The sequence below is a fragment of the Autumnicola tepida genome (assembly GCF_031846485.1).
Lineage (GTDB): Bacteria > Bacteroidota > Bacteroidia > Flavobacteriales > Flavobacteriaceae > Autumnicola > Autumnicola tepida.
Window position 1 is genome coordinate 74,111 of sequence record NZ_JAVRHQ010000001.1, and the last position, 19,158, is coordinate 93,268.

22 protein-coding genes are annotated in these 19,158 nt (G+C 39.9%); 13 read left to right on the top strand and 9 right to left on the bottom strand.

All coding sequences use genetic code 11. From position 1 onward, the window contains the following. Window positions 1-5: 5 nt before the first annotated feature. From RM553_RS00340 to RM553_RS00360, 5 genes are all read right to left on the bottom strand, one after another. A complete protein-coding gene (locus RM553_RS00340) occupies window positions 6-626 on the bottom strand; it encodes an FMN-binding negative transcriptional regulator (protein ID WP_311532875.1) in 621 nt (206 codons plus the stop codon). Between the two features lie 5 nt (window positions 627-631). After that, window positions 632-1,330 (bottom strand): guanitoxin biosynthesis heme-dependent pre-guanitoxin N-hydroxylase GntA, encoded by a 699-nt coding sequence (gene gntA / locus RM553_RS00345; RefSeq protein WP_311532877.1) that lies wholly within the window; start codon window positions 1,328-1,330, stop codon window positions 632-634. A 210-nt stretch (window positions 1,331-1,540) separates the two neighbouring features. After that, window positions 1,541-1,807: a SemiSWEET family sugar transporter gene (locus RM553_RS00350; protein ID WP_311532879.1), complete on the bottom strand. Its 267-nt coding sequence runs from the start codon at window positions 1,805-1,807 to the stop codon at window positions 1,541-1,543. Between the two features lie 2 nt (window positions 1,808-1,809). Beyond that, window positions 1,810-2,331, bottom strand: coding sequence for a DUF421 domain-containing protein (locus tag RM553_RS00355; protein WP_311532881.1), 522 nt, complete (start codon window positions 2,329-2,331; stop codon window positions 1,810-1,812). Window positions 2,332-2,375: 44 nt separating this feature from the next. Beyond that, window positions 2,376-3,224: an SDR family oxidoreductase gene (locus RM553_RS00360; RefSeq protein WP_311532883.1), complete on the bottom strand. Its 849-nt coding sequence runs from the start codon at window positions 3,222-3,224 to the stop codon at window positions 2,376-2,378. Window positions 3,225-3,412: 188 nt separating this feature from the next. On the opposite strand from RM553_RS00360, the gene RM553_RS00365 reads away from it, so the two are divergent. Both RM553_RS00365 and RM553_RS00370 read left to right on the top strand, forming a co-directional pair. Further along, window positions 3,413-4,099, top strand: a complete 687-nt coding sequence (locus tag RM553_RS00365) for a glycerophosphodiester phosphodiesterase (protein ID WP_311532885.1) — start codon at window positions 3,413-3,415, stop codon at window positions 4,097-4,099. A 156-nt stretch (window positions 4,100-4,255) separates the two neighbouring features. Beyond that, on the top strand, window positions 4,256-5,473 hold the full coding sequence (locus tag RM553_RS00370) for a BaiN/RdsA family NAD(P)/FAD-dependent oxidoreductase (protein ID WP_311532887.1): 1,218 nt from the start codon (window positions 4,256-4,258) through the stop codon (window positions 5,471-5,473). Here the strand turns inward: RM553_RS00370 and RM553_RS00375 are convergent. Further along, on the bottom strand, window positions 5,460-5,942 hold the full coding sequence (locus tag RM553_RS00375; RefSeq protein ID WP_311532889.1) for a TspO/MBR family protein: 483 nt from the start codon (window positions 5,940-5,942) through the stop codon (window positions 5,460-5,462). The genes RM553_RS00370 and RM553_RS00375 overlap by 14 nt on opposite strands. A 94-nt stretch (window positions 5,943-6,036) precedes the next feature. Between RM553_RS00375 and mvaD the strand changes: the two genes are divergently transcribed. The 11 genes from mvaD to RM553_RS00425 all read left to right on the top strand — a co-directional run bounded on the left by mvaD (window position 6,037) and on the right by RM553_RS00425 (window position 15,490). After that, on the top strand, window positions 6,037-7,119 hold the full coding sequence (gene mvaD / locus RM553_RS00380) for a diphosphomevalonate decarboxylase (RefSeq protein WP_311532891.1): 1,083 nt from the start codon (window positions 6,037-6,039) through the stop codon (window positions 7,117-7,119). Further along, window positions 7,119-7,352: a DUF4160 domain-containing protein gene (locus tag RM553_RS19670; protein ID WP_432271438.1), complete on the top strand. Its 234-nt coding sequence runs from the start codon at window positions 7,119-7,121 to the stop codon at window positions 7,350-7,352. Before mvaD ends, RM553_RS19670 begins: the two co-directional genes overlap by 1 nt. Further along, complete coding sequence (locus RM553_RS00385; protein ID WP_311532893.1) at window positions 7,349-7,612, top strand: DUF2442 domain-containing protein; 264 nt, start codon at window positions 7,349-7,351, stop codon at window positions 7,610-7,612. Before RM553_RS19670 ends, RM553_RS00385 begins: the two co-directional genes overlap by 4 nt. Further along, window positions 7,609-8,547, top strand: a complete 939-nt coding sequence (locus RM553_RS00390; protein WP_311532895.1) for a mevalonate kinase family protein — start codon at window positions 7,609-7,611, stop codon at window positions 8,545-8,547. The genes RM553_RS00385 and RM553_RS00390 overlap by 4 nt, the downstream gene beginning before the upstream one ends. A 15-nt stretch (window positions 8,548-8,562) precedes the next feature. Continuing rightward, window positions 8,563-9,468: a geranylgeranylglycerol-phosphate geranylgeranyltransferase gene (locus RM553_RS00395; RefSeq protein ID WP_311532897.1), complete on the top strand. Its 906-nt coding sequence runs from the start codon at window positions 8,563-8,565 to the stop codon at window positions 9,466-9,468. A 180-nt stretch (window positions 9,469-9,648) separates the two neighbouring features. Further along, window positions 9,649-10,125 carry a nucleoside deaminase gene (locus RM553_RS00400; protein WP_311532898.1) on the top strand — a complete coding sequence of 159 codons (477 nt, stop codon included), beginning with the start codon at window positions 9,649-9,651 and terminating at the stop codon, window positions 10,123-10,125. 112 nt (window positions 10,126-10,237) lie between these two features. Further along, window positions 10,238-11,086 (top strand): pseudouridine synthase, encoded by an 849-nt coding sequence (locus RM553_RS00405; RefSeq protein ID WP_311532900.1) that lies wholly within the window; start codon window positions 10,238-10,240, stop codon window positions 11,084-11,086. Between the two features lie 366 nt (window positions 11,087-11,452). Next, the gene (locus RM553_RS00410; RefSeq protein WP_311532901.1) at window positions 11,453-12,856 is read left to right on the top strand and encodes an arginine decarboxylase; all 1,404 of its coding nucleotides are present in this window, start codon (window positions 11,453-11,455) and stop codon (window positions 12,854-12,856) included. 56 nt (window positions 12,857-12,912) lie between these two features. Next, complete coding sequence (speB, locus tag RM553_RS00415) at window positions 12,913-13,788, top strand: agmatinase (protein WP_311532902.1); 876 nt, start codon at window positions 12,913-12,915, stop codon at window positions 13,786-13,788. Next, window positions 13,781-14,752, top strand: coding sequence for a deoxyhypusine synthase family protein (locus RM553_RS00420; protein WP_311532903.1), 972 nt, complete (start codon window positions 13,781-13,783; stop codon window positions 14,750-14,752). The genes speB and RM553_RS00420 overlap by 8 nt, the downstream gene beginning before the upstream one ends. Before the next feature lie 102 nt (window positions 14,753-14,854). After that, window positions 14,855-15,490 carry a lipid-A-disaccharide synthase N-terminal domain-containing protein gene (locus RM553_RS00425; protein WP_311532904.1) on the top strand — a complete coding sequence of 212 codons (636 nt, stop codon included), beginning with the start codon at window positions 14,855-14,857 and terminating at the stop codon, window positions 15,488-15,490. Here the strand turns inward: RM553_RS00425 and RM553_RS00430 are convergent. The 3 genes from RM553_RS00430 to RM553_RS00440 form a co-directional block, all read right to left on the bottom strand. Further along, window positions 15,480-16,841: an MptA/MptB family glycosyltransferase gene (locus RM553_RS00430; protein WP_311532906.1), complete on the bottom strand. Its 1,362-nt coding sequence runs from the start codon at window positions 16,839-16,841 to the stop codon at window positions 15,480-15,482. The genes RM553_RS00425 and RM553_RS00430 overlap by 11 nt on opposite strands. 93 nt (window positions 16,842-16,934) lie before the next feature. Further along, the gene (locus RM553_RS00435; protein ID WP_311532907.1) at window positions 16,935-18,410 is read right to left on the bottom strand and encodes a cellulose synthase family protein; all 1,476 of its coding nucleotides are present in this window, start codon (window positions 18,408-18,410) and stop codon (window positions 16,935-16,937) included. Further along, window positions 18,410-19,102, bottom strand: a complete 693-nt coding sequence (locus tag RM553_RS00440) for a glycosyltransferase family 2 protein (protein WP_311532909.1) — start codon at window positions 19,100-19,102, stop codon at window positions 18,410-18,412. The genes RM553_RS00435 and RM553_RS00440 overlap by 1 nt, the downstream gene beginning before the upstream one ends. Window positions 19,103-19,158 lie beyond the last annotated feature (56 nt).

Below are 19,158 nucleotides of genomic sequence, written 5' to 3' on the forward strand. Positions count from 1 at the left end.
GAGTTTTAGAATAAATGCGGGTTTTCTTTTTCTATATCCTGCTTTAGCTGCTTACTACCAGGACTGTCTTTTGCCTGTAAATGTTGCGTTACAGATTCTAAATCTTCTTTTTCAAACCCCTGGTGAAGCTTTGCGATAGCTTCAGTTTTTACAGGCTCACACCAGAATCCGGTAATTAAGGGCAAATGTTCTTTCAACATATCATCAGGTATATCTTTGTAATAAAGCGGATTATCCTGCTCATTTTCAAAATGGCGCACCAGCTCTTCCAGGGATTCTTCCAGTTCTTTACGGCTCTGCAGCTTTAGTTTTACATTTATATGAACTGCAGAATAATCCCAGGTGCTTATATTCTTCTCTTTATACCAGGAAGAAGAAATATAGTCATGTGCGCCCTGAAAAATAAGTAGCGCTTCAAGACCATCTTTTAAATACTGGTACTGTTCATTATTATAAGCAATATGGCCGTAAAGGATAAATTTATCCGCATTGCCTTTTGTGAGGACCGGAATATGCGTGGCTAACAAACGATCCCCTTGCAGCACGAGTGTGGCAAAGGGATGGCTTCTAATAAAATTGAAAATATAATTTTCATCTGTTTTTTTGTATTTCGCCCTCTGGTACATTTCTGTTATTTCTGGTTAAGAAAAGGACATTTCCATTCTTCACCAACTTTTCTGCCGCTATATTGCCTGGCTTCGCTGTTTTTACCAAAATCTTCAAGCATTGGGTTAATATTCCCCTGTAGCTCGGAATCGCGTTCCCTTATTTTATCCCGAACTGTCTGATAGGTTCCCATTTCTCTTAATTTCTCGAACTGCCAGTGCAGGTTAAAGGCAATAGTTGGGAAAGGGCTTTGCCTGGCTTTTCTTGAACTGTTAGGGTGAAGCCCCACCATATAAAAAGCCTTGCCGCCAATACTAAAACTGAACTTATTACTATCAGGATCTTTGCTCACATTCGGGTCCCAGTCGGCATCGTCTACTTCGTGAAGAAACTGAAGCTGTTTCCACAATAACTGCTCAAACTGTTCTTCGGTAAAATCTTTTCGCCCTTTAAAAGCAGCCATAAAGGTATAGAAGGCGTTAGATTCGAAATCGTAGTTCTTTATATATTCCTTCAGGTCTCTCAGGATCTGCCGGGCTGTTTTTTTGGAACCAAAATTTTCATATGCATGAAAATCTACATGATCCATGCTAAAGACAGTTTGGGCCATGACGCAGGGATGGTTATCTTCTATTATAAATTCCTGAAAAGCTTTCTCCATTTTCTTTTCAGATTTATCAATAGAAAGCTTTTCTTTTTGCGGTTTCACTTCTTTTGTCAACATTTTCGAATGTATTTTTGATAAATTTAAAATGTTGATTGCTTAACAGGAAACACTTTAAGAATTTCTTAGTAGCGATTTTAATGAAGATTAACTACTGTAGAGCTTTAGCGTTAAGTCTGTCGCTAAATACGTTATTTATATAGCCCCTGTTGGGGGAAAAAAAAGCAAGAGCATCCGTAAGATACCTGTGTTCACTGTATGCCGGCCTAATCATTTCTTCTTGCGAAAACGCACCATTAGATAAAACATAAAGGAGTTTAAAGCGAGTGATGCCCCGTTTGTAGCGATTATAGGAACATCATTTTGAGTGATTCCGTAAATAACCCACAGGAAAACGCCCAGCATTAAAATGCCAAACATAAACGGGGAAATATCATCTACCTTTTTGGTTTTCCAGGCTTTTTTAATCTGTGGAATTACAGAAACCGTGGTGCAGATTCCGGCAACAAGCCCCAGTATGTCTGTCCAGCCCAGCATATCTATCGGTTTACATCACTTATGAGCCAGGCTTCAAACTGCTCATTTTCATCATCACTGTGCAGTACAGAAATATCTCCGGTGGCTTCAAAAATCACAGCTCTTACCTGGGAAAGATTCAGGACATTTGCCTCTCTTAGCTTTGAGCGCAGGTCGCCTTCGGTAACTTTAGCTTTTTTCAGGTTTTCTCTTAGGATTTCACGGCCGTCCATGAGGAGCAAAGGAGTATTATCTACCGTGTTGCTCACCCCCTGGAACCTTCTCAGGAAAGCAACCAGCATTTGCATCCCGTAAATAAGGCATAATCCCGCAATTCCCTGGGCAATGGTGACAGATTTTGAAAGAACGGTAGAGGCAACCATAGATCCTATAGCCACAGTCATTGCAAAGTCAAAGCTGGACATTTTTGAAAAACTGCGTTTACCAGAAATACGCGTTAATATTATTATCGCAATGTAAATGCCCACAGCATTTATAGCAATAGCAACGATAGATTCCCAGCTGGTGTCAAACCATTCTTCCATAGTGTGGATAAATATTATTTGTACAAGTTAAGAAGAAAGTCCGGTTAACCACCTATTTGCTCTCCGCCGTTAATATGTATTACCTGCCCTGTGATATAACTGCTGTCTTCAGAAGCCAGGAAAACATAGGCCGGGGCTACTTCAGAAGGTTGTCCTGCCCTGCCCATGGGAACTTTTTTGCCAAAATCCTTAATGTCGTCAAAGGTAGAAGGAATAAGCGGCGTCCAGATTGGCCCCGGCGCCACGGCATTAACCCTTATTTTTTTTCCAACCAGCATTTTTGAGAGCGATCTTGTAAAAGTGGTAATGGCACCCTTGGTGCTGGAATAATCCAGCAAATGGGAACTGCCGCGATAGGAGGTAACAGAGGTGGTGTTAATCACACAACTACCTTCCCCCAGGTGCTGCAGGGCTTCTTTTATAAGATAGAAGTACGGGTAAATATTTGTTTCAAAAGTTTCCTTCATTTGATCTGAGGTAACATCTTCTATGTTCTCCTGCGGAAACTGTACAGCCGCATTGTTCACCAGAATGTCCAATTTGCCAAATTCAGCTATACATTTATTAATAGCCTCTTTGCAAAAATCCTCGTTTTTTAAATCTCCTTCAATAATCAGGCATTTTTGCCCTTCCTTTTCAACCATTTTTTTGGTGTCCAGGGCGTCCTCATCTTCTGCCAGGTAAATAATGGCAATATCAGCTCCTTCCCGGGCAAAATGAACGGCAACACTGCGGCCAATCCCGCTGTCACCGCCGGTTATAAAGGCTGTTTTCTCTTTTAATTTGTCGCTGCCTTTATGATTATTCCTGATAATTTCCGGTTCGGGATGCATTTTATTCTGATCTCCCGGCTGACTTTGATCCTGCTGCGGAAAATTTTTTGATTGTGTCATAATCCTGTATTATTTTATTCTTTCTATAACCTGTTCTCTTTAGTCTTTTTCTGCGGAAGCAGATACTTCTTAAAAGTAAGAAGGCATTCCTTTAATTAAATGTTAAGTGGTATTAAGTATTTCTAAATATCATTTTCAAAGTTTGCTGAAATGCGGTTGCTTTTCAGCTAAATAAATACATTTGCCAGATGAAAACGATCATTAAAATTGGCCATCGTGGAGCTAAAGGGCATCTTGCTGAAAATACTTTGGAAAGTATAGCCAAAGCCATTTCTTTTGGAGTTGATATGATAGAAATTGATGTGCACCGTTGCGCTTCAGGTGAAATTGTGGTGCTGCATGATTTTACTTTAGATCGTACCACCAATGGCAGCGGGGAAATTGCCAAAAAAGACTGGCAGTTTTTAAAAGGATTAAGAGTTGAAGGAAAATATAAGATTCCGCTGCTAACAGATGTTTTGGAACTTATAGAAGGCAAATGCGCTATAAATATCGAATTAAAAGGCCTGAATACTGCAGAAGCGGTTTGTGACATAGTTAAGGAACATATTAAAACCGGGAATTGGGAATACCAGGATTTTATCCTGTCCAGTTTTCAGAAGAACGAACTTTTTGAAGTCCGTAAATATAATGAGCAAATGCCGATTGGTGTTTTAAGTAAAGCGAGCTTATCTGAAGCTATAAAACTGGGAAAACAACTTAAAGCTTCAGCCATTCATCCTTCAGCAGGAATTGTTACCAGGGATAATGTACGGGAGGCGCAGGCAGAAGGTTTTAAGGTTAATGTATGGACAATAAATGAACCGGAGGCCATTGCCAGGATGAAAGAATTTGAGGTAGATGGAATAATTTCTGACTTTCCGGACAGGCTGTAATTTAAAGAAGTACGAGGCTAGAAATTGGAAGCTGGAAGTGAGAAATTAGAAGAGTTCAGAGTTGAAAAAAATGTGAACACTTCTGTCAATAATAATTTCTTGAGCTTAACTTAGGCAACTAAATTTTACAGACAACAGACAACAGACAACAGACAATTGAAATACGACATTATAATAATTGGAGGAGGGGCGGCAGGTTTTTTTACAGCCATTAATGCTGCGGAAATGGATCCTTCGGCTAAAATTCTTATCCTGGAAAGAGGAAAGGAAGTGCTTACAAAAGTGCGTATTTCTGGTGGAGGTCGTTGCAATGTTACTCATGCAGAATTTATCCCGAAAGAATTGATTAAAAATTATCCGCGTGGGGAAAAGGAACTGCGGGGGCCCTTTCATCAATTTATGACCGGCGATACCATTGCCTGGTTTGAAGAACGTGGGGTGCAATTAAAAACTGAAGAAGACGGCAGGATGTTTCCGGTTTCAGATTCTTCAGAGACTATTATTAATTGTTTTCTTTCTGAAGTAAAAAGATTGAAAATCGACCTCAGGAAAAGTGAGGCTGTAAAATCTCTTCAGAATAAAAATGAATCGTGGATAGTGGAAACCTCAAAAGCGGCTTATTCCGCAGAAAAAGTGGTAATGGCAACAGGCAGTAACCCAAAAATATGGAATCTGCTTAAACGGTTGGGCCATACGATAACTACTGCAGTCCCTTCGCTTTTTACTTTTAATATAAAAGATGAAAGAATAAAACATCTCCCCGGAATTTCCACTTATGCCCGGGCAAAAGTGCAGGGTGAAAAACTTCAGGACGAAGGGCCGCTATTAATTACACACTGGGGATTAAGCGGCCCCGCAATTTTAAAATTATCGGCCTGGGGTGCGAGGGAGTTACATCAAAGGAATTATCAGTTTAAGATTAAGGTCAACTGGCTGCCAGGTTTTTCTTCCGAAGAAATCCTGGAAAATTTGAGGCAGTTAAAATTTGATCTGGCCAAACAGCAGGTGTCTAAAAATGCCCAATTTGAACTTCCAAAAAGATTATGGCAAAGCCTGGCCGAGGCATCGGGAATAACTGAAAATGGTATTTGGGCCGACTTAAATAAAGCTCAGCTGCAGGCATTGTCTTCCCAGCTTACTGAAGCGGAATTTCAGGTTAACGGGAAAAGCACTTTTAAAGAAGAGTTTGTAACCGCCGGGGGTGTGGATTTAAAAGAAGTGAATTTTAAGACCTTTGAAAGCAAACTTCACAAAAACCTGTTTTTTGCAGGGGAGGTTTTGGATATAGATGCGGTAACCGGTGGCTTTAACTTTCAAAATGCCTGGACTGGTGGTTTTATAGCAGCTAAAACTATAGCATCTAAAGAAAATTAAGGCGCCAAACTTCAAAAGTTATGGCTGTGACAAATACTATCCAAATTAAATAAGGCAACATTAAAGCAGTTGCAGTGCCACTAATAAATCTAAACCATTTAATGGTGATAAGCACAAGTACCAGCAGGATTAAAATATCCAGCAGAGCCCAGAAAGGCCGGTGCAGGCCAAAAAATAAAATGGACCAGAAAGCACTTAGGAGCAGCTGGAACCCGAAGTGGTAGAGGGCTACTTTTACCCATTTATGGTAAAATCCTTTATGCCATACAAGCCCGGCCGCAATTCCGGTAACGATATACATGATAAGCCAAAAAGGCGCAAAGGTCCATTGGGGTGGATTAAACCATGGTTTTTGAAGTTCAGGATACCATTCGTAAATTCCGGCCTCGGTGGCGATGCCGGACAAGAAGCCGAAAAGCAGGCAAACAGTTACGGCAATAGTGCTGCGTATTAGTAACTTATGGCTCATCCCGGTTGGTTTTCCTTACTAAAATAGAAATTTATTTGAATTTTTCCCTTACAATTCAAAATCATAAAAGTTTACCTTTGTTAAAATTTTTGAGATGAACGTAGAGGAGTTTATTCCGGGAAAATATTCAGAAGCAGTCGAAAAAGGAAGCGTTAAATGGCAATCTCCCAGTAATATAGCCCTGGTGAAATACTGGGGAAAAAAACCAGAGCAGATTCCCGCAAATCCATCGGTAAGTTTTACACTTAGCAATTGCAAAACAATTACCAGGGTGGATTTCATCAAAAAGAAGACCCGGGACAAATTCGAATTTGAGGTTTTTTTTGAAGGCGAAAAAAAAGATGATTTTAAACCTAAGATCAGCACTTTTTTTAAGCGTATCGAAAGCTATTGTCCTTTTCTTAAAGAATATTCTTTTAAAATTTATTCTGAAAACACCTTCCCGCATAGTAGCGGCATCGCTTCTTCGGCCAGTGGAATGAGCGCGTTGGCATTATGCATCATGAGCATTGAAAAGCAATTAAATCCTTCCCTCTCTGCTGAATTTTTTAAGAAAAAAGCATCTTTTTTATCCAGGTTAGGGTCCGGTAGTGCCTGCCGGAGCATAGAAGGAGAACTTGTGGTTTGGGGGGAACATGAGGAAATTAAGGGCAGCAGTGAACTTTTTGGAGTATCGTATCCCGATGAGGTGCATGAAAATTTCAGAAATTACCAGGATACTATATTACTTGTAGATAAGGGGAAAAAGGAGGTGAGCAGTAGTGTTGGCCATGATTTAATGCACGGCCATCCTTTTGCTGAAGCAAGGTTTAAACAGGCGGGGGCAAATTTGGCAAATTTGATACCTGTTTTTGCGGAAGGAAATTTGGAGAAATTTATGGAAATTGTAGAAAACGAGGCACTCTCCCTTCATGCCATGATGATGAGCAGCAGGCCTTATTTTATCCTGATGAAACCAAACACCCTGGAAATCATCAATAAAATTTGGAAGTTTAGAAGGCAATCACAGCTTCCGGTATGTTTTACTTTAGATGCCGGCGCCAATGTGCATGTGCTATACCCTGAAAAAAATAAAACCGAAATTTTTGAATTCATTAAGAATGAGTTAGTTGCCAGTTGTGAAAATGGGCAGTATATTTGCGACCAGTTGGGAAGCGGGGCTAAAGAAATTAAGTGATGCCCACAGTTCTTAGACAAAATGGGTTCAGGTTTTTCTTTTATTCGAATGAACATCTGCCTGAGCACATTCATTTTGAAGGAAAGGGAGGAGAAGGAAAAATTGAATTAAATTCGTTAATTTTGGTTTATTCATTTAATCTGAAAAAGAAGGATTTAAAGTTAATTTTGAATATTGTAGAGGAACAGCGTTTCTTTTTTTTGAAAAGGTGGAATGAATTTTATGAAAGATGAGCAAAATCGCAGACTTAAATATTAAAGTTCAACGGGTTTTCTTTAGGGAAAATAAAATTTTCTTTGCTTTAGAAGATGGTCGCGAGATTGGAGCCCCGCTTGATTGGTACCCCAATTTAGAGAAAGCAACAGATTCTCAACGATACAATTTTTCCATCTCGCCAGGGGGCTATGGTGTCCATTGGGAAGAACTTGACGAAGACCTTTCTGCTATTGGAATGCTTAGCCTTGGGGAAGAATCTAAAAAACAAATTAAATGAAAGGACCTTTATTTTATTCGAAAATTCTTCTTTTTGGGGAATATGGGATCATCAAAGATTCCAAAGGTTTATCGATACCCTACAACTTTTATAACGGGGCTTTAAAAGTTTCCGGGAATCCTTCTGAAGAAGCCAAAAAGTCCAATGTTAATCTGCGGCTTTTTGCAGAACATTTAAAGCAACTGGAGGAAAAGGACCCAAACCTTGTACATTTTGACCTGGAAAGCCTTAATGCAGATATTGACAGGGGTATGTATTTTGATTCCAGTATTCCGCAGGGTTATGGAGTGGGCAGTAGTGGCGCCCTTGTTGCGGCTATTTATGATAAATATGCCACCAACAAAATTACGGTTCTTGAAAATCTTACACGGGATAAATTACTGAAGCTAAAGAAGATTTTTGGAGAAATGGAATCCTTCTTTCACGGGAAATCTTCAGGCCTGGATCCGCTTAATTCCTATTTAAGCATTCCTATCCTGATAAATTCAAAAGATAATATAGAGCCTGCCGGAATTCCTTCCCAGACGGAAAAAGGAACAGGTGCGGTCTTTCTTCTGGACAGTGGGATTACCGGGGAAACCGGACCCATGGTGAGCATCTTTATGGAAAATATGAAACAGGAGCCTTTCAGGAAAATGCTTAAGGATCAGTTCGTAAAACATACCGATGCCTGCGTGGACGACTTTTTAAAAGGGGATGTAAAGTCTCTTTTTAAAAATGTAAAAAGCCTGTCCCATGTGGTATTAGATAACTTTAAACCTATGATCCCGGCTAAATTCCATAAAATCTGGAAACACGGTATAGATACGAATGATTATTACCTCAAACTTTGCGGTTCTGGTGGTGGCGGTTATATTCTTGGTTTCACAGAAGATATAGAAAAGGCTAAAAAAGCGCTTAAAGGTTACAATTTAGAGGTAGTATATAACTTCTAGAACTACAGTAAATTCATGGCCGCCTTAATGAACAAACGCTTTTTGCTTAAGTTGCTGAGTTTGTTTTCTGTGGTACGCGGTTATAATATTCTTATTGTAATAATTGCCCAGTATTTAACTTCTGCCTTTATACTTGCGCACGAATTGCCTTTGCGGGATATACTTTTTGATGATAACCTCTTTTTTCTGATCCTTTCCACTGCAACAGTGATCGCTTCCGGCTACATTATTAATAATTTCTACGACAGCGAAAAGGATCTTATCAACAGGCCCAAAAAAACAATGCTGGACCGGGTGGTGAGCCAGCGTACCAAGCTTTCAGTTTATTTTATCCTGAATTTTGCCGCCATTTTCTTTGCAAGTTATGTGTCCTTTAGGGCGGTGGTATTTTTTTCGCTTTATATTTTCGTGATCTGGTTTTACTCCCACCGGCTAAAAAAAATACTTTTTCTTGGGAATCTGGTGGCTTCGATTTTAACCATTGGTCCTTTTTTCGCTATTTTCATCTACTATAAAAACTTCGAAACTGTAATTTTTATCCATGCCACGTTTTTGTATTTAATGATTGTGATGCGGGAGCTGGTAAAAGACCTTGAAAATATGCAGGGAGACCTGGTACAGAATTACCGCACTATTCCCCTGGTTTATGGAGAGAAGTGGAGCAAATTTTTTCTCTCTGTACTTGCAGTGCTTGCCGTGGTGCCGCTTATGCTGCTTAGCACACGCTTTGAAATTGGCTATATGGATTATTATTTTTTCGCATCGCTTGGATTGCTGGTGTTTTTCCTGCTTTTCCTCTATTTCAGCAGGGCAAAATGGCAATACCTCGTGTTGCACAATATCTTAAAATTAATCATCGTGGCTGGGGTTTTCAGCATCCTGCTTATCGATCCCGATGAGGTGCTCAACCGGGTGTTTTAATCCGTTTTAATTTCTTCGGAAGAAACCTTCGGCATTAATCAGCTACAGAAATTTTCATTTTGATTAATTTTGAAGTCCGCAACCGAAGATTATAATACTGCTTCTTCTTTCAGAAATTTGTAGTCACTTTGAAGCGCACAGGTTCCGGAGCAAAGAAAATTTTAAAGAAATTAAATATAAATGAAGAACAACCATGAGCATTACCTGAAGCATGCCATCGCGCTTGCTGAAAAAGGAATGGATGAAGGCGCCGGCGGTCCGTTTGGCGCTGTAATAGTAAAAGATGATGAAATTATAGCTGAAGCTTACAACAAGGTAACTTCCACTAACGATCCTACCGCTCATGCTGAAGTGGTGGCCATTAGAAAAGCCTGTGAAAAACTGCAGGATTTTCAGCTGGATGACTGTATTTTATATACTTCCTGTGAGCCCTGCCCAATGTGTCTGGGAGCAATCTACTGGGCGCGGCCAAAAGAAGTGTACTACGCTTTAGACCGCGATGATGCTGCCGAAATTGGCTTTGATGATCAGTTTATTTATGATGAAATTGAGAAAGACATGGGCGATCGAAGGATAAAATTTGTAAAATTGGCAAGGGAAGAAGGTTTGCCTGTTTTTCAAAAATGGCAAAAAAAGAACAACCGGATAGAATATTAAAGTTATGGATGAAAGCTTCCTGGGGCAGTATTTATTTCCAGGCCTCAGGAAATCTTTCTCCAAATCTTACCCAACTCACAATCTAACCAGTATCTTTGCAAAAAATATCAGTATGAGCAGAAACGACAATTCTTCAAGAGGCAAAATGAGCGGAAGACAAGGCGGCGAACGTAAAAAGTCCTATGCCCGTGGGAACGCGCCTATCCGTAAAAAGGAGGATTTAAAAACTCAGCCAAAGAAAGATCCCGATGCAGGTGGAATACGCCTTAATAAATACATTGCCAATGCGGGAATTTGTTCGAGAAGGGATGCCGATATTTTTATTTCAGCCGGAAACGTTACCGTAAATGGTAAAACCGTGACAGAAATGGGCTATAAGGTACAGCTTAATGATGATGTGAAGTTTGACGGCCGCAGTATAAGCCCTGACAAACCCGAATATTTTCTGCTAAACAAGCCTAAAGGTTTTTATACTACCGGGAGTGTGGAAAAAGGTGGCCGCACCGTAATGGATATTATGAGCAGGGCTTCAAAATCAAAACTTGATCCGGTGGGCAAGCTCGATACGCAGGCTACCGGCCTTTTGCTCTTTACCAACGATGGGGCACTTGCCAAAAGCCTGGCAAAGCCAAAGAATGGAATTCGCCAGATCTACCATGTAGAACTAAATAAAAGCCTCTCCCAGGAAGACCTGGAGAAGATTCGTGAAGGCCTCTATATTGAAAAAAGCAAACTTACCGTACAGGACATCAGTTATGTTACCGACAGGCCAAAGAACGAAATTGGGCTGGAAATTAAAAGTATAAAACCTCACATCGTGCAGAAGCTTTTTAAAAGCCTGGGCTACGAAGTGGTGAAACTAGATCGTGTGGTTTATGGTGGGCTCACTAAAAAGGATTTGCCCCGCGGGCGTTTTCGTGTACTTACAAAACAGGAAATTATCAACCTGCGGAATCTCTAAGCTCTAAAAATACTAAAGGCCCCTGCCGCAGGACCTCGCGTTAAGACCTTAATCTTTACTTCAAAAAAATCTATTCTGAAAAAGTTTTCAGGATGAAGTATGAGAATATTTTTTTATACATTTACAGCAGTTTTATGATCTAAATCAATTAAAGATTAAAACTGTAGATGACAAAGTTTTTTAAAGAGTGAAAAGCTCTTTCCCATCCAGATTAAATACGTTCAGCGTACTTGGATCGCATTACTTAAAAAGCGGTAAAAGCTTGCTGAACCCTCACAAAGCCTTTCTTAACAATAATTTACCAATCATATTTTTTGGTACAATAAATTAATGCCTAATTTTTACTCTTTAAATTAAAATAATCAATTGAATACCAAGTACAGAGATCTTATAGACCAGACGTATTATTTTCCGCAGGAAGAATTCAAACTTGAAGAGAATGGCCTGCATTTCCATAATATAGATTTGATGAATCTTGTTGAAAAATACGGTGCACCGCTAAAGTTTACCTATTTGCCCAAGATTTCTGAAAATATTAACCGCGCGAAAAAATGGTTCCAGGACGCTATTGAAAAACATGATTATCCGGGAAGGTACAATTACTGTTATTGTACAAAAAGTTCCCATTTTGAGCATGTACTTAATGAGGCCCTAAAAAATAATATCCATATTGAAACCTCTTCTGCTTTTGATATTAATATTGTTGAGAAATTAAAAGCCTCAGGGAAAATTAATGATGACACCTATGTGATCTGTAACGGGTTTAAAAGGGACCAGTATATTGCTAATATTTCCCGGCTGCTGAATGAAGGTCATAAAAACTGTATTCCAATAATTGATAATTATGAGGAAATAGACCTGTTGGGGGAAAATATTGAAGAAGATTTTGAAGTTGGAATCCGTATTGCTTCTGAAGAAGAGCCGAAATTTGAATTCTATACCTCCCGGCTTGGAATTGGTTATAAGGACATTGTGCCTTTTTATAACCAAAAAATCAAGAATAACGACAGGGTGAACTTAAGAATGCTTCATTTTTTTATCAATACCGGGATTCGCGATACGGCATACTATTGGAACGAGCTTAACAAGTGTCTGAAGGTTTATATCAACCTTAAAAAGATTTGTCCAAGTCTGGACAGTCTCAATATCGGTGGAGGTTTTCCTATTAAAAACTCCCTCGCTTTTGAGTATGACTATGCTTACATGGTAGATGAAATTATAAACCAGATCACCCTTGCCTGTGCGGAAGCAGATGTGGACGTACCGCATATTTTTACAGAATTCGGGAGTTTTACCGTAGGCGAAAGCGGTGGGGCCATCTATGAGATTCTTTATCAGAAGCAGCAGAACGACCGTGAAAAATGGAACATGATCAATTCATCCTTTATCACCACTTTGCCGGATACCTGGGCCATTAGCAAAAAATTCGTGATGCTTGCCGTAAACCGGTGGAATGATGAATATGAGAGAGTGCTGCTGGGGGGGCTAACCTGCGATAGTGACGATTATTATAATTCTGAACAAAATACCAATGCCATTTATCTTCCGAAGTACAAAAGGGATAAACCGCTTTATATAGGCTTCTTTAACACGGGCGCTTACCAGGAAACCATAGGCGGCTTTGGCGGGTTACAGCATTGTCTTATTCCGCAGCCAAAACATGTGCTTATAGACAAGGATGAAAATGGCAATTTGACCACAGAATTATTCAGTGAGCAGCAAAATGTAGAAGAAATGCTGAATATACTTGGTTATGGTTCAGGCAACTAAAAAATTTATAACTTTAGTTCTTATAAAATTCAGTTTAAAACATTCAACAACTAACAATGAGCAAAAAGAATTACGCAGGGATACCAGATAAATATGCCCGTATAGACGATGCAAAGGTGGTATTGATTCCTGTTCCTTACGATGGGACCAGCACGTGGCAGAAAGGAGCAGACAAGGGACCTGATGCATTTTTGGAAGCTTCAGAAAACATGGAGCTTTATGATATTGAAACCCGCAGCGAGGTTTATAAAAAGGGAGTTTACCTGGCCCCCCCGGTTACTGAAAACTCTTCGCCTGAAAAGATGGTGGAAGCGGTTTACAAAACCACCAAGAACTATATTAAGCAGGAAAAGTTTGTAACCCTTTTTGGCGGCGAGCATTCTCTTTCTATAGGCTCCATTCGTGCTTTTAATGAGTCTTTTGAAGACCTTACAGTGGTGCAGCTGGACGCACATGCAGATCTGCGGCCGGAATATGAGGGCAGTAAATGCAGCCACGCCTGCGCACTACATGAAGCCAGTAAAAACACTAACCTGGTGCAGGTGGGAATCCGTTCTATGGATATTTCTGAAAAGGATCATATGGATGAAAATCAGGTTTATTTTGCTGATGATCTTTATGAAGACTGGCAGGAAGACGCTATTGGGCAAATGACGCCTAACGTTTTTATTACCATAGACCTGGATGCTTTTGATCCTTCCATACTGCCTTCAACAGGAACACCAGAGCCGGGAGGCTTGTTCTGGTATGAAACCCTGGAATTCCTGAAACTGATGTTCAAAAAGAAAAATGTGGTAGGTTTTGACATTGTGGAACTTTGCCCAAATGAAAAAGAAAAATCATCAGATTTTCTTGCGGCCAAGCTTTACTATAAAATGCTGAGCTACAAATTCAAATATTTAAATTATAACGAAGACGACGAAGATGAGTAAAGGAGCGATTTCGCAATTTATTGAAAAATATTATTTACACTTTAATTCCGCAGCCCTTGTAGATGCCGCCAAAGATTATGAAAAGCAGCTGAACAATGGTTCTAAAATGCTGGTTTCCCTTGCCGGTGCTATGAGTACGGCTGAGCTTGGGAAAATTTTTGCTGAAATGATCCGCCAGGAAAAAGTGCAGATCATTTCCTGTACAGGCGCGAACCTGGAAGAAGACGTAATGAACCTTGTTGCCCATTCACATTACAAAAGAGTGCCTAATTACCGGGATCTAACTCCTAAAGAAGAATGGGATTTGCTGGAAAAAGGTTTAAACCGGGTGACCGATACCTGTATTCCTGAAGAAGAAGCATTCCGCAGGATTCAGCATAATATTGTAAAAATCTGGAAAGAGGCTGAAGAAAAGGGGGAGCGTTATTTTCCGCATGAATATATTTATAAATTATTGCTTTCGGGGGCTTTGGAAGAATATTATGAAATAGACCTGAAGGATTCCTGGATGTATGCGGCGGCAGAGAAAAACCTGCCCATCGTAGTGCCGGGATGGGAAGATAGTACGCTTGGAAATATTTTTGCTTCCTATTGCCTCAAAGGGGAATTGAAACCTTCAACAATGAAATCTGGGATTGAGTACATGACCTTCCTTGCCGACTGGTATACCGATAATAGTAAAAACGGCATTGGTTTCTTCCAGATTGGAGGGGGAATTGCCGGGGATTTTCCTATATGCGTGGTGCCTATGCTTTACCAGGATATGGAAAGGACAGATACTCCATTCTGGAGCTATTTTTGCCAGATTTCAGACTCTACAACCAGTTATGGATCATATTCCGGGGCGGTTCCAAACGAGAAGATCACCTGGGGAAAACTCGATATAGATACGCCAAAACATATTATTGAAAGCGATGCCACCATTGTAGCGCCGCTGGTATTTGCTTATCTGCTCGATATGTAATTAACACAGTTTTACCATAAGAGAAGGCTGCCCGATATGCACTTTTTAGTAATATTGGACAGCCTTTTTTTATAACATTCGCGGGACTTTTAAAATTTCAGAATGAATCAATGGATGATTTTCGCAGTTGGCTTCCTGGCCCAGCTTTTATTTTCTGCCAGATTAATTTCCCAATGGTTTCTATCTGAAAAATCAAAAAAGGTAGAAACTCCCGTACTGTTTTGGAAACTCAGCCTTTTGGCTTCTATTCTGTTATTTACCTATGGTTATTTAAGGGAAGATCTTGCTATAATGCTGGGACAATTTTTAATATACGGGGTTTACTGGAGAAACCTGAGGATTCAAAACGAGTGGAAGAATCGCAGCTTTATCTTTAAACTTTTAGTGGTTGTTTTTCCGGTTTTAATAATAGCTTACATCGCTATCTTTGGAAGGCTGGACTGGAAAGACCTCGTTAAAGGGGAGAATATCGCATTGTGGATGATCGCTTTAGGGATTGTTGGACAACTGGTTTACACCTGCAGGTTTTTCTACCAGTGGTACTATGCTGAAAAGTATCATGAATCTATTTTGCCAACAGGTTTTTGGATCCTGAGCCTTATGGGATCTTCGCTTTTGCTTACTTACGGTATTTTTAGAAAAGATCCTGTTTTAATGTCGGCGCACTTTTTCGGCGGAATTATATACATGAGGGATTTATATTTATCCCGAAAAACTGAAGTGGAAGTTAAACCCTAGCAATTTTGTATTTCCTCAATTCGTAACCAAAAAACCCAAAAACACTCAGGTATTCCACGGCCAGTAGCCAGTAATTTTCCTGAAATTCGGGATTGTTATATGCAGCATAGCTCAGCATTACTAATAATGTCCATAGGATGATGTACCGGTAAGGTGTAAATATGGAGAGTAGCAGGGGAGTGGCCAGATACCACGGATGCACCGTGGTGCTGAGAAAAAAATATGTAGAAATCCCAAAAAGGGAGATAGTTAAAAATGACCTCAAGTTGAGGTAATCCTGTTTAACTGCTAGTTTTATGAGGATCCAAAGCGTGACGAGGGGCAGCAATTTTCCAACATACACAATAATGTTGAACCCGGTAAGCTGAAATCCAATCCATCGTAGGACATAGAAAATCCCGGCGTTAAACTCAAATTTTCCAAACCACAGGCTTATGCTCTGTGAAAAATTCCGCAGAAATTCTAAAGATAAAAACGGGAGAAATGTAAGAGTGACTGTAAAAAGAGTGATGGCATAGAAGGAGAGAAGCCTTTTCAAATTTATTCCTGTTAAAAGGGGAATATCCTCGCTTTCTTTTCTGCGGAAGAATTTTAGCATTAACGGCAGCAGCAGGAGCGGTAATAGTTTTACCGAAATAGAAAGTCCCAGGAGTATGGCGCTCCAAATCCATTTTTTTTGTTGCAGTAGATAAAGGGACCAAATCAGGAAAAAAAGCATCACCCCTTCAAAATGTAAATTTCCGGTAAGTTCTATAATTATAAAAGGATTTAAGATGAACCAGAAAATCCGGTATTCCGGGAGGTTTAAAGCAGACAGCAGTTTTCTTCCGAAGTATAAAATACCTATGTCTGCTGCTATAATGAAGAGCCGCATAATAATTAAAGCTCCCAGTATACTTTTGCCTGATAAGAAAGTGGCAACGGCAAAAAAGAACTGGTTTAGCGGAGGATAATTAGAATAATTCCCCGCGCTTAAACTGCCCATTCCGGTTAATAATTCCGTTTGGTCCGGGAGAATGTTGCTGCCAATTTGTGCCGGAAGCTCTATAAAAGGATTAATTCCTTCAGTAAGAAGCCGCCCATCCCATATAAAACGGTAAAAGTCCTGAGAAAGGTTTGGTAGCGCCAATAGAAACAAAAGGCGAAACCCAATGGCCGCTCCTGCAAGCAGTTTATAATTTCCCTTTTCCAGCTGGATAAACCTAAAACTTGCGAGAAAAAGCGCGGCATAAAGGGTGATGAGCTTAACAAAATCAATTCTTTCCAGTTGATAGCCAAAAGAAAGATAAAAAGCAGCTATGGAAACTAACAGCAGGACAGAGAAGGTATGATATTTCAGGAATTCTTTCATCTTAGATACAACCAGGCCTTATGTTTTTAAGGTGGAAGTGCTAATATAAAACCATCTGAAGGAATGAGAGGGAGAAATAATTTAAGGCCTTCTTTATCTTTTAGGGTTAAGAGAGCTAAAAACTACAAATCCAAACCCGGCAACCAACATAATGTGGAAGATCAACAATCCGTAATCATCAAGTTTTACAGCGCTGTAAATCCCAAAGCAAAAGTATAAGAGCAGGAGTATTTCAATAAAATTAGTAACAGAAAGCTCTTTATTAATATACACGTTTCCTTTCCAGGAATCTTTTATAGAATTAATGTTGAATTTAGGCGTCCTTACAAAATCACTTGTTTTTCCAAAATGCCCTTCCAGCACGGCGATAGAATTATGAACAGATAATCCCATGGCTACCGAAAAAAAGGCGAAGAACATCCACAGGAACCTGAAAAAACTTTTAAATCCATTTCCATTGAGCCTTTTCCAGGTTACCCAGTAGCAGATAAAAAAGATAAGAGCGCTGATAACAAAAACCCCCATCAACTTAAAGTACCAGCTAAATTGCGGATTCGAATTTTGAATGTACAAAACCGGTACACTCAAAATGGCGAGCAGGAGCAGCAGGATAAAAAGGCTCGAATTGAGCAAATGGAAAAAGCCATGAATTTTGGTGGCGGAATTCTGATTCCTATCTCTTAGCAGCAGAGAGAAATTTTTCCTAAAATTTTCTGCGGCACCTTTGTTCCACCGGAATTGCTGCGAACGCACTGCACTTATAATAACGGGGAGTTCCGCAGGGGTTTCCACATCCTGCAAATATTTAAACTTCCAGTTTTTGAGCTGAGCGCGGTAACTAAGGTCGAGGTCTTCAGTTAAAGTATCTCCCGCCCAGTTGCCCGCATCAATAATGCACTTTTTTCTCCAGATTCCCGCGGTGCCGTTAAAATTCATAAAATGCTTCCCAAAATTTCTTCCCGTTTGCTCTATAATAAAGTGGAAATCCAGTGCAAAGGCCATAACTTTTGTAAGCAGGGAATAATCCCTGTTTATATGGCCCCAACGGGTTTGTACCACTCCAAGTGCAGGATCTTTAAACCAGGGAACAGTTTGCTGTAGCCAGTCTTTTTTTGGAAGGAAATCTGCATCAAAAACAGCAATGAGTTCCCCTTTAGCTGTTTTAAGCCCTTCTTTTAGTGCCCCGGCTTTAAAGCCAATCCGCTTTTTCCTTAAAATGTGCTTGATGTTTACTCCGTTTTGCTGAAGTTCTTCTACCAGAAAACCGGTTTTCTCTACAGATTCATCTGTAGAATCATCCAGTACCTGGATTTCCAGTTTATCCTGTGGATATTCAATTTTAGCAATATTTTTCAGCAGCCGTTCCACCACATATTTTTCGTTGTACAGTGGCAGCTGAATGGTGACAAAGGGTAATTCGTCCTTCCGGTTATTAACATCAAACTTAGGGGAATGCTCTTTATTTTTTCCTGAGCGCCTGTAAAGCAATAACAAATTAAGCTGGGAAAGGCTGTAAAAGAGAATTAATGCCGATGCCAGTGTATATATTATGATTATTGCGAGATCCATTATTTGAAACTGTATTTAAAGATCCATCCTAAAATCTTTATCCCCGCAAAAATAGCACCTTTCACAGTTCCGGAGACTTTAGAAACCCCAATGCGGTTCTTGTAATGTACCGGGACTTCAGTATAACTTAAATTATGTTTCAGGGCCTTCAATTGCATTTCTACTGTCCAGCCATAGGTTTTATCTTCCATATTCAGCTTTAGCAATTTTTCATATTTAATTGCCCGGAAGGGCCCAAGATCTGTAAACCGGGCATTAAAGAAGAGCCTCATTAAAGTAGTGGCGAGCCAGTTTCCAAAAATTTGCGGAAAGGTCATAGAGCCATTTTCACGCCACTTTTTAACGCGGGTGCCAACTACAAAATCCAAATTCTCCTCAATAATGGGCTCGGTTATTTTGGTTAATTCTGAAGGATAATCACTGTAATCGCCGTCTAAAAAAACGATAATAAAAGGTTGGTCTTTCTGCGAAGCCACGTAATCCATTCCTTTAAGGCAGGCATAGCCATAGCCCTTTTTTTCTTCCCTGAGCACCGTCGCGCCGGCCATCCTGGCATTTTCTTCGGTGGCATCTGTAGAGTTATTATTTACTACAATTACTTCAGAAACAGCTTTTGGAATTTCAGAAATTACCCTACCTATAGATTCCGCCTCGTTAAATGCAGGGATAATAACTTTAATAATTGGCGGCATTGAAAATTGCAATTTTAAGTTTCAAGCTGTGAAACTGGTAATTTGTACGCAAATAA